Annotated in this window: 11 protein-coding genes; 9 read left to right on the forward strand and 2 right to left on the reverse strand. The window is 50.4% G+C overall.

Features of this window, described 5'->3' with window-relative positions; genetic code table 11:
* Positions 1-53 precede the first annotated feature (53 nt).
* Both J2736_RS27100 and J2736_RS27105 read left to right on the forward strand, forming a co-directional pair.
* Entirely contained in the window at positions 54-701 is a 648-nt protein-coding gene (locus tag J2736_RS27100; RefSeq protein WP_310501702.1) for a hypothetical protein, read from the forward strand.
* Positions 698-1,417 (forward strand): S-layer homology domain-containing protein, encoded by a 720-nt coding sequence (locus J2736_RS27105; RefSeq protein ID WP_310501703.1) that lies wholly within the window; start codon positions 698-700, stop codon positions 1,415-1,417. The genes J2736_RS27100 and J2736_RS27105 overlap by 4 nt, the downstream gene beginning before the upstream one ends.
* Positions 1,418-2,048: 631 nt before the next feature.
* On the opposite strand, the gene xylA is transcribed toward J2736_RS27105, so the two are convergent.
* The gene (gene xylA / locus J2736_RS27110) at positions 2,049-3,368 is read right to left on the reverse strand and encodes a xylose isomerase (protein WP_310501704.1); all 1,320 of its coding nucleotides are present in this window, start codon (positions 3,366-3,368) and stop codon (positions 2,049-2,051) included.
* Positions 3,369-3,541: 173 nt separating this feature from the next.
* Here xylA and J2736_RS27115 point away from each other — a divergent pair, with 173 nt between their 5' ends.
* The 3 genes from J2736_RS27115 to J2736_RS27125 all read left to right on the forward strand — a co-directional run bounded on the left by J2736_RS27115 (position 3,542) and on the right by J2736_RS27125 (position 5,970).
* Positions 3,542-4,717: an ROK family transcriptional regulator gene (locus J2736_RS27115; protein WP_310501705.1), complete on the forward strand. Its 1,176-nt coding sequence runs from the start codon at positions 3,542-3,544 to the stop codon at positions 4,715-4,717.
* A 154-nt stretch (positions 4,718-4,871) separates the two neighbouring features.
* Positions 4,872-5,378, forward strand: coding sequence for an HPP family protein (locus J2736_RS27120; protein WP_310501706.1), 507 nt, complete (start codon positions 4,872-4,874; stop codon positions 5,376-5,378).
* An 82-nt stretch (positions 5,379-5,460) separates the two neighbouring features.
* Positions 5,461-5,970 (forward strand): Crp/Fnr family transcriptional regulator, encoded by a 510-nt coding sequence (locus J2736_RS27125; RefSeq protein WP_310501707.1) that lies wholly within the window; start codon positions 5,461-5,463, stop codon positions 5,968-5,970.
* Positions 5,971-5,990: 20 nt separating this feature from the next.
* Here the strand turns inward: J2736_RS27125 and hmpA are convergent, their stop codons facing one another.
* Positions 5,991-7,208 carry an NO-inducible flavohemoprotein gene (hmpA, locus tag J2736_RS27130; protein ID WP_310501708.1) on the reverse strand — a complete coding sequence of 406 codons (1,218 nt, stop codon included), beginning with the start codon at positions 7,206-7,208 and terminating at the stop codon, positions 5,991-5,993.
* Positions 7,209-7,945: 737 nt separating this feature from the next.
* On the opposite strand from hmpA, the gene J2736_RS27140 reads away from it, so the two are divergent.
* The 4 genes from J2736_RS27140 to J2736_RS27155 all read left to right on the forward strand — a co-directional run bounded on the left by J2736_RS27140 (position 7,946) and on the right by J2736_RS27155 (position 12,473).
* Entirely contained in the window at positions 7,946-9,397 is a 1,452-nt protein-coding gene (locus J2736_RS27140) for a dihydroorotate dehydrogenase (protein ID WP_310501798.1), read from the forward strand.
* Positions 9,398-9,927: 530 nt separating this feature from the next.
* Positions 9,928-10,968, forward strand: a complete 1,041-nt coding sequence (locus tag J2736_RS27145) for an agmatine deiminase family protein (RefSeq protein WP_310501709.1) — start codon at positions 9,928-9,930, stop codon at positions 10,966-10,968.
* Between the two features lie 5 nt (positions 10,969-10,973).
* Positions 10,974-11,849, forward strand: a complete 876-nt coding sequence (gene aguB / locus J2736_RS27150) for an N-carbamoylputrescine amidase (RefSeq protein WP_310501710.1) — start codon at positions 10,974-10,976, stop codon at positions 11,847-11,849.
* 3 nt (positions 11,850-11,852) lie between these two features.
* Positions 11,853-12,473 carry a LysE family translocator gene (locus tag J2736_RS27155; protein WP_397341745.1) on the forward strand — a complete coding sequence of 207 codons (621 nt, stop codon included), beginning with the start codon at positions 11,853-11,855 and terminating at the stop codon, positions 12,471-12,473.
* The last annotated feature ends 55 nt before the right edge of the window (positions 12,474-12,528 follow it).

A 12,528-nucleotide genomic window follows, 5' to 3' on the forward strand; every position in this document is an offset into this window, starting at 1 on the left:
ATTGCCAAACCTTCCCATCATCTAGTAATCTATGAAACGGGAGGGGTTTTGGTATGATTAGGAAAATAAGTAAAGTTATCTCTGTGTTATTATTGATAAGCTGTCTGGGGCTTGCCGTTCCCGTGTGGGGTGCGGAGCAAAACGTTATGAAGCCCGGTGGTATCACCTATGAGATGAAGGAGATCAGCGTGCAGTATGCGGCTGAATTTACCGCTAATCCTGTAGCTAAGGCAGGAAAACCTACGGTTTCCACGTCCGTCTATGATGCGGTTTATAACAACGCAGCTAAGCCGCTGCAAGTGCTCTACGGTGTCGTAAAACTGACGACTATGCAGGGCAACTCTTTTACTGAGGAGTTCATTAGTGTTACCGATGGTGTTCATAGTGTCCGCGCTTTATCCAACGGTGGCGGCCCAATTTACAATGTGAACAAGCAAGTACGAGGGCAGAGTACCGAGTTTGTGACCGGTAAAAAGCTAACCGACAAAAGTGTCGTAAAGGACTATTCCGATGGCTGGAAAACGATTAGACTGGTTCGGAACTGGGATGATTACGCCAACCCGATGGGTTTTACCATTAGCTTCAAATGGGATTTGGTCGGTCCAACGGATGCTTTCTTTCAAAAGTTAACGGAAACCTCGTATGTTATTGATCTCACTACGCTCCGCCAAAAGGGCGCGAATCAGGCGGTGCAGCGATGAGGAAAATGATTAAAAAGATTGCTTTAACCGTGGTTGGCGCGATGCTTGTATCCGTGTTGTTCGCTTCGGGCGCATGGGCTGCGGATGCAGGGGTTAAGCACACGGCTGAAGCAGATAGCTTGAACAAACTGCAGCTATTTCAAGGCACAGATCGCGGCTACGAGCTGGAGCAGACGCTGACGCGGGCGCAGGGCGCTACGATGCTGCTGCGTCTGTTCGGCTGGGAGACGGCCGCCGCGAATGCTCAAGGTCTTAGTTCGCCGTTCACGGATGTGCCGGCGACGCATTGGGCTGCGAAGGCAGTCGGCTTCGCGTTTAGTAATGCGTTGGTGCACGGAGTCACCAACGTGTCGTTTGCGCCGGATGCGAGCATCACCGGCGAGCAGTTCTTGGCGCTGACGCTGCGAGCGCTAGGCTACGCAGAGGCGGAGCCGCAGACGGCCAGCGAGCTTGCGGCGGCGAGCGGACTGCTCAGCGCGAGCGAGGCGCAGTCGATTGCGCTTGGCGCGGTGTTTCGCCGCGACGAGATGGTCGCGGTAGCGTATCGCGCCATCCAGACCAAGCTCAAGGGCAGCACGCGTACGCTGCTGCAGAAGCTGGTCGAGGATGACAAGGCCGTAAGTGTGGAGGCTGCTGTCGCTAGCGGGCTCTACAAGAAGTCTGCTTCAGATCCGATGGATCAGATCGAAGATGCGATTCGCGAGGCGCTGAAATAAACAAGAGCAGGAGCTGAAGAGATGTTGTCGCGAAAAGGGAATCGGTATATAACACTGGTGCTTTTCATATTCGTGGGATTGCTTTTAAGCGGGTGCAACTCGTTTGGTGCAAAATGCGGCTGTGGTGAACCCATGGAGAGTGAAAAGGTGGTTAAGCACCAAGGTACAGGATAAGATAGAAATAGAAATAGAAATCCCGCTTTAGCCTAAGGGCTGAGGTGGGATTTTTTGTAAGGAAAGAGTTGAAGGAATCGAGTTACGTAAGCAAAGCCAGGGCTTTGGAAGTCTGTAACAGGAATTTTTCGAGTTACGAGAGCGAAGTGAGTGCATTGGAAGTCTGTAACACGAATTTTGAGACTGTCGATTAATTCCCAAGCGTTTGCCCTACAATCGATTTTAATGAGTTAGTTCAAACCGAAAAAATATTTAATCGATTAGAAATGACTTGGCAGATCGATTCTCAGCTATTTAACGGAATTGGGACCCCTCAAAATAATTAATCGACAGTCTCATTTTTCGAGTTGCGTGAGCGAAGCCAAGGCTTTTGGAGTCAGAAAAAATCCCACCCCAGCCAAGGCTGAAGCGGGATTTGTCGAGGTTTCATGTACTCGCGTTGCGGCGAGCAACACGATTAAGCGTTAAGCAAATATTGATTCACAGTTGCTTTGATCAATTCCAAACGGCCGGATTGGTTCACGATAGGTCCGTTGTTGGCAAGCGCGTAAGCTTCAAGTGATTTGAAGTCCGCTTTGCCAGACACGATGTCTGCGCCGATGCCGGACTTGAAGGAACCGTAGCGCGTATCAAGGATGTTATCGAATACTTTATCTTCGATCAATTTGGCTGCAACTTGCAAACCGCGAGCGAATGCGTCCATACCAGCGATGTGTGCATACACAACGTCGATAGCTTCGAAGGATGTACGGCGAACTTTCGCGTCGAAGTTCACGCCGCCACGGCCGATGCCGCCTTCGTTCAGAAGGATTTCGTACATTGCCATCGTTGTCGAGTACAAATCAGTTGGGAACTCGTCTGTATCCCAGCCTAACAGCAAGTCGCCTTGGTTCGCATCGATGGAACCAAGAATGCCGTTAACGCGAGCTACACGAAGCTCGTGCTCAAACGTGTGACCAGCAAGCGTTGCATGGTTAGCTTCAAGGTTTAATTTGAAGTAAGGAAGCAGGTCGTATTTTTGCAAGAATGAAAGTGTTGTCGCTGCATCGAAATCGTATTGGTGCTTGGAAGGCTCTTTTGGTTTAGGCTCGATCAAGAATTGACCTGTGTAGCCGATTTCTTTGGCATAGTCAACAGCCATGTGCAGGAAGCGAGCAAGGTTATCCAATTCAAGACCAAGATCCGTGTTCAAAAGCGTCTCGTAACCTTCACGGCCGCCCCAGAATACGTAGTTTTCAGAGCCAAGCTCTTTCGCGTGGTCTAAAGCTTTTTTCACTTGTGCTGCTGCATATGCAAAAACTTCTGCATTGTTGGAAGTAGCTGCCCCATGAACGAAGCGCGGGTTTGTGAACATGTTGGCTGTGTTCCAAAGCAGCTTTTTGCCTGTGGAAGCCATTTTATCTTTGATCAAACCAACGATTTCATCGAGGTTTGCATTCGTTTCTTGCAAGGTGTTGCCTTCTGGCGCGATATCGCGATCGTGGAATGCGAAATAGTCGACACCTAGAATGTTTAGAAGCTCGAAGCAAGCATCAACGCGAGCCTTTGCCAGCTCTAAGCCGTCGTATTTATCCCAAGCACGGACGTTCGTACCAGCTCCGAATGGGTCAGAACCATTAGCAGAGAAAGAATGCCAGTAAGCAACTGCGAAGCGCATGTGTTCACGCATTGTTTTGCCTAGAATGACTTGCTCTGGGTTGTAAAATTTAAAGGAAAGTGGGTTCGTGGATGTCGGGCCTTCGTAAGTAACCGGTTGAATGTTGTCAAAGTAGCTCATGAATTCAGCCTCCGTATAAAGGAATAATAATTGCTTATGAAGTCATCATAGCATCATTCTTAAAGTTTGTAAATTCATTAAACAAACTTAGTTAATGCATGAAAAAGCCTTCTATGTTAGAATCATTTCCATAGCGATGACTCGCAGCATTTGGAACGGTATGGAGGATAACCATGAAACAAACAGGCGACTTAAACCTTGTGAAAAAGATTAATAAATCGATCGTCTTGCATCACATTCGCACGGATTCACCAATCTCACGCGCTAGAATTGCTGAAATTACAGGACTGACGAAGGCGACAGTATCTAGTCTCGTGAATGAACTGATCGAGAGCTCCCTCGCCCAAGAGATCGGTGTTGGAGAGTCAAGCGGTGGGCGCAAGCCGATGATGCTGCTTTTTAACGGAACGGCCGGCTATGCGATCGGTGTTGATCTGGGTGTACATGATATGTTGGCTGTGCTCACCGACTTAACGGGAAAAGTGATTCGTGAGAATCGCATCCTGCATCACAACGGGTCTGTAGAACAGGTAACGCAACTGCTGAAAACGACAATTCGTGAGTTAATTGAAACCGCGCCAGAGAGCGTATATGGTGTGATTGGTATCGGTCTCGGTGTGCCTGGCATCTGCGATGAGGAGGGGAATTTATTGTTTGCTCCGAATCTGGGCTGGGAAAATGTGCAGCTGCAGGGACAGCTGGAAGCTGAATTTGGTCTGCCTGTTGTCATCGATAATGAGGCGAATGCTGGTGCAGTTGGGGAGAAGCAATTTGGCGCTGGCAAAGACACGGCGAATCTCATTTATGTGTCCATTGGTATGGGGATCGGTGCGGGTATTATTATCAAAAATGAGCTCTATCGCGGGGCGACGGGCTTCGCCGGTGAGATTGGCCACATCTCGATTCAGCATGATGGCCCGAAATGCCGATGCGGCAGCTTGGGCTGCTGGGAGCTTTACGCATCCGAGCATGCGTTATTGGAGCAGGCGGCGAGAGAGCTTGGGCACGAAGTCGATTTGGAGTCTTTATTAACACAAGCAGAGAGTGGCGACGCAAGGGTCATTGAGCTTTTTGAGCGGCTGGGCTACTACCTTGGGGTAGGTGTGGTGAACATCATTAACGGGTATAATCCAGAGTTTATTATTCTTGGCGGACGGTTGGCTGGCGGTGAAAAATGGCTCATGAAGCCCCTTTTGGAGCTGCTTGAGAAGCGATCTTTGCCGCATCCGCGCAAGCAATTGCGAGTCGAGTTCTCTCAGCTGCGTGATCGGTCCACCGTGCTGGGAGCGGCGTCTTTTGCTGTGGCGAAGTTTTTTGCATCGACAACCGTATCCGTGGATCGGAACTAAGAACTAAGAACAAGGTTAGCGAAGAGTCAAATTGACATAACATGGCATGTAAAGTTATTGACTGACTCTCTGTCTTTTTTGTAAAATGGGAAGGGTCTGGTTTAGGACGTGAACGGCCTCATGAATCCCATATAGAAAAGGACGGGAACCAACGATGTTTCTTCGTTCGCTTGTCATTTGCTGTTATCTGATGGGAGCTTATTGGGCATCCTATCACTTTCCATCGATGAAGATGGTATTTTACCCAACGTTGGGCGCATTCAGTTTCTTATTTATGCATCGCGTAGACAATATTAGAGAAATACGGCGGATCATTCTCGGAGCCATTATCGCGGTTACGATGGGCAGTATTTTTTATTCGATTAGCACAGGAGCGATTTCATTCTTTTTAACAGCCCTCGTGACGATCACGTTAATCCAATTCTTCAAATGGAATGCGGCGCCGATCCTGGCGGTTTCGTTCATTCCCTATTTCGCGCATCCCATCTCCATGTGGGCACTGCCGATTGCTGTTCTCGTGTCGCTAACAGGCTTATTGGTTTCGATTTGGCTGATTGGCAAGGTCGAACAGCTGAATTGGTACGTGAACCTATCGGGCAAATTAACACAGGCGCGGCAATTGATGCGGACCCCATTCGAACCGTTAAAGAAAGAGCTATAGCATGCCGTCATTCGTGTGCAAATGAAAAAGCGATCAGCTAAGGTGCTGTCGCTTTTTTGCTCATTAAAGGAGATATACAAAGATGAAACTGCATAAGGGAGAAATTCTATTCCGGCAGGGAGAGTCAGGCTCCCTATTCAAGCTGCATACGGGCCTATTAAAAATAGTCAGATCACACGAAGACGGAAATACGACACTGGTCAATATTATTGTGCCCGGTGAGACGATTCCGCATCATTCCCTGATTAGTCCGAGTGCCTACTATGCAACGGCGATTGCTCTCGTGACAAGTGAGGTTGAAGTGCTGCCGCCTGAGCCGTGGTATGCAGATTTGGAACGCAATCCTGAACACTTTCGCACAATCGCTCGTCAGCTGCAGGACAAGCTGCGCATGATGCAGCAGCGCATTGATCAATTAACGGTAGTCGCTCCAGCGGCTAAATTGCTGAAAATGGAAAAATGGTTTCAACATTACCTAGGCGACTTGAAGCTGACAGACGTGCTAACGCAGGAGGAAATTGGGCAATTTATTGGGCTTCGCCGTGAAACCGTGAATCGACTGCTGCGAGAAAAAGGGAGAAAGAGCGATTAGGCTCTTCTCCCTTTTTTTGTTTAGGCAAGCGCCCCTGAAGGGCCGAAGAATTCGTAATGACGGTCAGCTTCTGGAACACCCCAAGCGATAAGCGATTGGTTCACGGTTTTCATGAACGGTACGGGACCACAGAAATAAAAGCTGCCATTCACGCTAGGTACAAGGGTTTGAATCCATGGTAGATCGAGATAACCCTCTTTATGGTATACTTTTTCGCTGGAATCCAAATCTGTAGGTTGTGCATAGCACCAAGCAACCGTTACTTGTGGATGATCTTCAGCCAGCTGTTCGACCTCTTTGCGAAGGGCATGATGTTGACTATTTTGAGCAGCGTGGATGAAGGTAACTTTACGATTCGGTTGTTTGGCAACAAGTGAATGCAGCATGCTCACCATTGGAGTTAGTCCGACACCGCCGCTAAGCAATGTAACAGGTCGTGAATCCGTATGATCCAGGGTAAAATCACCTGCTGGCGCCGAAAGCCAGACAATATCTCCTTCTTGCGCTTGATTGTGTAAGTAGACGGAAACTTTGCCGGCCGGGATGGCAGGGTTCGTGTCTTCACGTTTGACCGAGATTCGGTAGAACGGCTGACCAGATACATGCGAAAGGCTATATTGTCGAATGTGTGTGTAGGTGTCGCCTGGGATTTGTATACGGATACTGACGTATTGTCCAGGTTCAAATGCAGCGAGAGGACCATGATCCTGCGGCGTTAGGTAGAAAGAGGTGATGACGTCGCTTTCTCTTTTTTTGCCGGTGATGACAAAAGCTCTGAAATCGCTCCAGCCCCCAGGCTGCATAGCCGAGTTGGTGTACATATCCGATTCAATGCCAATGAATGCACTTGCGATGACGCCGTAAGCTTCAGCCCAAGCCCCTAGAATTTCGTCTGTTGCCGCATCGCCCAGAACATCTTTAATTGCGCCTAGCAAATGTTCCCCAACAATGGGATATTGCTCAGGCTTAACCCCAAGACTGCGATGTTTGTGGGCAATTTGTTTGACAGCTGGAAGAATCGCTTCTAATCGATCGATATGCTTCGCCGCTGCATAAACAGCATTAGCTAAAGCGGTTTGCTGTCGGCCTTGCTTTTGATTAGCGTGATTGAATAGATGTAGGAGCTCTGGGTGAGAGGTAAATAATTTTTCATAGAAACGTTTGGTTATTTCTACACCATGAACTTCAAGTACAGGCACAGTGGATTTAATAATTTGGATGGTTTGTTCGCTTAACATAGGGATCATCTCATTTCTGTTAGGATGACTTGATGCCTTCAGTATAGCGAATAAGCGGGTGGAACCCCTGTGATTAGAATCACAGGGAATAGCAACAAAGTGTGTCTATGGGCAGAATGAGGGATACAAGGTATACTGGAACTAATATCCAAAAGAGGAGGCGGCCTATGCCCGATTGGTCGTATCATACGTTATTTAAACCGCTGCTTTTCCGGCTTAGCGGGCGAAGGGCGAGAGATCTTACGCTGCAAGCGATAGGCGGGCTAAGTCGCATTCCTGGCGGTACCTTCGTAATCCGCACGATGGGTCATATGGAAATGTCCCCGCAGCTCGCGAGCGAGCTGGCAGGCGTACCCATTGCCTGCCCTGTGGGCCTCAGCGGCGGGCTTGACCCGCACGGCACCGCACACAAGGCCCTCGCCCAGTTCGGGCTCGGGTTCATCGAGCTCGGGCCTGTGACGGCCCAAGCCGTCTGCAGCCATGCGGCGATTACTCGCGTGGTTGGTGAGGAGGCCATCGTCTACTCCGATGGCTATGAGAACGACGGCGCGGACGCGATCGCCGCGCGCCTGCGCAAGGGCACGGGGCATCGACTGCCGCACTTCGTGCGGCTGCGGCCGATGCCGGGAAGTTCGCCGCGCGAAGCTTGTGAAGAGCAGCGGGAGCTGCTCTTCAAGCTGGCGCCGTACGCGGCGGGCTTCACCCTCGATGGCCTCGCCGAAGGCTGGCCATCCGACATGGCTATGGCGTACCTCGCGGAGGTGCGCCAGCTGGCGGAAGCGGCGGCCCCGGGGAAGCCGCTGCTGTTGTATGTGCCGCAGCAGCTCCCGGAGGGTGAGCTGCCTGCGATCTTGGACGCCGCGCGCAGCTTCAGCGGTGTCGTCCTCGGCGACGCGCAGCGGGAGCCGGGCACTCGCCGCGAGCGCGTCGGCGGCGCAGCGTTGCTCAGCGCGCAGCTGAGCAAGGTCAGGCTGCTGCGCGAGGCGCTGGGCGAGCGCAGCGCGATTGTGGCGGCCGGCGGCGTGCATCAGCCGGAGGACGCGCTCGCGCTGTTGGCAGCAGGCGCGACTAGCGTGATGCTGCACAGCGGGTTGGTTTACGCGGGGCCAGGGCTGCCCAAGCGCATTAATGAGGCGATTCTGTATGATCGCCTCGCTGCTCCTGTGTCTTCCGCGGGCAAGGAGGCCGTCCCTGCGATGTCTCCTCGGGGAGGGGAGGGGCCGTCATTCCCATCACCCCCATCCTTCCCACCACTCCCTTCCTTCTTCGCGAATTGGGGCTGGATGAGTCTGCTGGGATTAGGCATGATGATCGGCGGTGTGCTCGCCTGGTTTATTGCAGCAACGACGGTGGTTTTGCCTTATGATGAGGACTTCTTAGGCAGATCACGCAGTGAAATTGTCCGTTTTAATAGCCACCTTCTTCATTTCATGTCACATGATCGTATTACTTTAGCGGGTACAATGATCTCCATTGGCATTTTTTATTATCAGCTAGCTCATCATGGCTTACGTTATGGGTTGCATTGGGCGCGTACGGCAGTCTTATCTTCTTGTGTTGTCGGTTTTAGCAGTTTCTTTCTCTATCTCGGCTACGGGTATTTCGATCCGCTGCATGCGGCGGCGGCAGTTGTTCTGCTGCCCATGTTTCTACTTACGTTGCGTGGACTAAAGGATCAACCGTCTCGTAAACCACCAGGTCTACGGAATGACCGGATATGGCTAAGAGCCCAGTGGGGGCAATGCTGCTTCGTGATACTTGGCTTTGGATTAGGAATTGGAGGTCTCACGATATCGATCGTAGGGATTACCGGCGTATTTGTTCCTAGTGATTTGGCGTATTTGGGTGTAACCACTTCACAGCTGTCTGCTTGGAGTGACTCGATTATCCCGCTCATTGCACATGATCGTGCAGGCTTTGGTGGCGCGCTGTTTTCATTAGCAGTAGCAATAACGGCTTCGGCACTATGGGGCGTCAATCAAGGCGAGGGCTGGTTGTGGTGGACATTCCTTTGGGGAGGGCTGCCCGGCTTCGTGGCAGGGCTCGCGGTTCATGGCCAAATTGGATATACGGATTTTGTCCATTTGCTGCCTGTCTACATAGCTGTGCTTCTTTATTTAGCTGGTTTATTACTGACCTACCCCTATCTAGTAGGTTCTTCGCTGAACCGTATGAAGAATAAAAAATAAGAGGTCACCCCGATGGGGTGGCCTCTTGTGCTGACGCAAGCTTTTTTGGCGTCGGAGACTGTTTTAGTCCGATATCGTCCAACTAAATCGTTGATTCGGCTTGAAAAAGAGCCGATAGTCACATTTTGCCGAACTATTCATCCATTTTCGTTGGATTGAGGCTGTTTAGGCTCATTTAGTTGGGCTATTTAGGACTAAATAATTAGAAATGGTGTAGAGGACGAGATTAGTTGGGGAATATCGGACTAAACGGGTGGAGGCTTGTATTCAGAGCTGAGATGCATTCCCTATCCGATCAACACGTCCGCATCATTATGCCCCACTTGGACACGATACAAATCAATAGGAATCTCATTGTCAGTGGGATTATGCTTTGCGTTGTAGAAATTGGTAGTCCGTTATCAGCAGGAATTGGTCATGGAACTACCTATTTACATTGAGCCTTAGCCACTTTTGAGTTATGATGGGAGACGATGTTTTTTTTATATTCTACGAGATTATAAATCCAATTGAGATAAGTGAGATGATGGATGATGACGAAACCCAAAGATTTAAACTATAGCATGCCAGCAGAGTGGACAGAGCACGAGCGCACCTTTATTTCATGGCCTGTTCAAGCATCGATGGTTTACCCAGAAGATCACGCAGTTGTGTCCAAAGGGTATGCAGATCTAGCCAAAGCCATTGCTGAATTCGAACCTGTAACCGTGATCGTTAACCCATCTGATGCCGAGCAAGTGAAGGCGATGTTTACGGAGTCTAACGTAGATTTCCTTGAGATCCCTCATAATGACGCTTGGTTCCGCGATAATGGTCCAACTTTCGTGTTGAACGAGGGGCAAGAAATCGCAGCAGTCAACTGGAAGTTCAACGCCTGGGGCGGCAAATATGCGCCTTGGGATCTCGATGATAACGTAGCTCCACAAATCGCGGAGCACCATGGTGTGAAACGTTTTGACGCTCCGATCGTCATGGAGGGCGGTTCCATCCACGTGGATGGGGAAGGTACACTTTTGACTACAGAAGAGTGTCTATTAAACACGAACCGCAATCCGGAGCTTAGCCGTGTGGAGATTGAGGGGCATGTCCGCGATTTCGTTAACGTGGAGAAGATCATCTGGTTGAACAAAGGGCTGGACGGCGACGAGACGGACGGTCACGTGGACAATATTGCTTGCTTCGCAGCTCCAGGCAAAATCATTCTGCAAGTGTGCAACGATCCTTCGGATGCGAACTATGCGATTACGCAGGAGAATTTGGAGATTCTCCGTAACGCTAAGGACGCTAAAGGTCGCTCTTTTGAGATCATTCAGATCGAGCAGCCTCCGCTTACTTTCTTTGAAGAGCAGCGCTTGACGCTTAGCTATTTGAACTTTTATTTCGTGAACGGCGGCATTATTTTGCCGGTGTTTGGCGGAACCTCAGAAGAGACGGATCGCAAAGCGATTGAAGTGCTTCAAGCGGCTTTCCCAGATCGTAGAATTCGTACGATAAACGGTATGTCCATCATTAAAGAAGGCGGCAATGTGCACTGCACCACGCAGCAAATGCCAGCCAGCAAGAAAGGGTGATTCCATTGAGAAAAGTGACTGTAGCAGCCACACAAATGAGCTGTTCCGATAATATAGAAGAAAACATCGCCAAAGCGGAGAAACTGGTACGCGAAGCCGCGGCGAAAGGCGCACAAATTATTTTGATTCAAGAGCTTTTTGAAACGCCGTATTTCTGCCAAAAAGAAAAATCCGACTACTACCGCTACGCGACGGAGCTCGAGACCAATAAAGCGATCAATCACTTCCGTGAGATCGCCAAAGAACTACAAGTCGTACTTCCAATCTCCTTCTATGAGAAAAAGAACTATGCGCGCTACAACTCGCTTGCCGTCATCGATGCCGATGGTTCTGTGCTCGGCACGTACCGCAAAAGCCACATCCCCGACGGTCCGGGGTATGAGGAAAAGTTCTATTTTAACCCGGGAGATACCGGCTTCAAAGTGTGGAAAACACGCTACGCCAAAATCGGCGTCGGCGTATGCTGGGATCAGTGGTACCCGGAGGCTGCTCGCGTCATGGCACTGATGGGGGCAGAACTGTTGTTCTACCCAACGGCAATCGGCTCCGAGCCGCAGGATGGCTCCATTGATTCGAAGGATCACTGGCAAATGTGCATGCGCGGTCACGCGGCGTGCAACTTGATGCCGGTTATTGCCTCCAACCGGATTGGCAAGGAAGTAGATGAAGATTCCAGCATCAACTTCTACGGTTCTTCCTTCATTGCTGGCCCGCAGGGCAATCTGATTGAAGAAGCTGGGCGTGACGAGGAAACGGTTCTCGTTGCTGAGTTCGACTTGGATCAGCTGGAAGTTCAGCGTATCGAATGGGGTATTTTCCGCGATCGACGTCCGGATCTCTATAAGAAAATCGCTACTTACGATGGTGAGCAGGTGTTTTAATTGCTGATCCCGTTGTTAAAAGGGCTTTTGCTAGGTTTTTCGATCGCAGCACCGGTGGGCCCTATCGGGATCTTATGCATGCGCAGGACCCTGACGTTGGGCCGTTTACATGGTTTTCTGTCAGGGCTAGGCGCAGCCACGGCTGATGCCATTTATGGTTTTATCGCTGGCTTCGGATTGACGCTGATCACCAGCTTCCTGTTGGATCAGAAGGTGATCCTGCAGCTGGTCGGCGGCTTGTTTCTCATCTATCTGGGCGTGCAAACCTTCCGCTCGAAGCCTGCTGCCGAGGCCGCTAAAGCAACAGGGGACACGCTGTTCAAATCGTACGCGTCTACGTTGCTACTCACGATCACGAATCCGATGACGATTATGTCGTTCGTCGGCGCCTTCGCGGGTCTAGGGCTTGGCGGTAGCAGCGATGCAGGCTTCTCGCCAGCGATCGCTCTAGTGATTGGTGTCTTCACAGGCTCCGCGCTGTGGTGGCTGTTGTTGAGCTTGTTAGTTGGACTGTTGCGGGAGCGGCTCAAAGGAGCGGCGTTCCTATGGATCAACCGCATTTCAGGTGCGATGTTATCCGTGTTTGGTTTGTTTGCAGTTGTGGGGCTACTCTTTCGGGGGTAGCTTTTTTTGTGTTATATTGGTTTTTTATAGTTAACCATCCAACTTAACGGAGAAA

This window comes from Paenibacillus qinlingensis (assembly GCF_031455095.1).
Classification (GTDB): Bacteria; Bacillota; Bacilli; order Paenibacillales; family NBRC-103111; genus Paenibacillus_E; species Paenibacillus_E qinlingensis_A.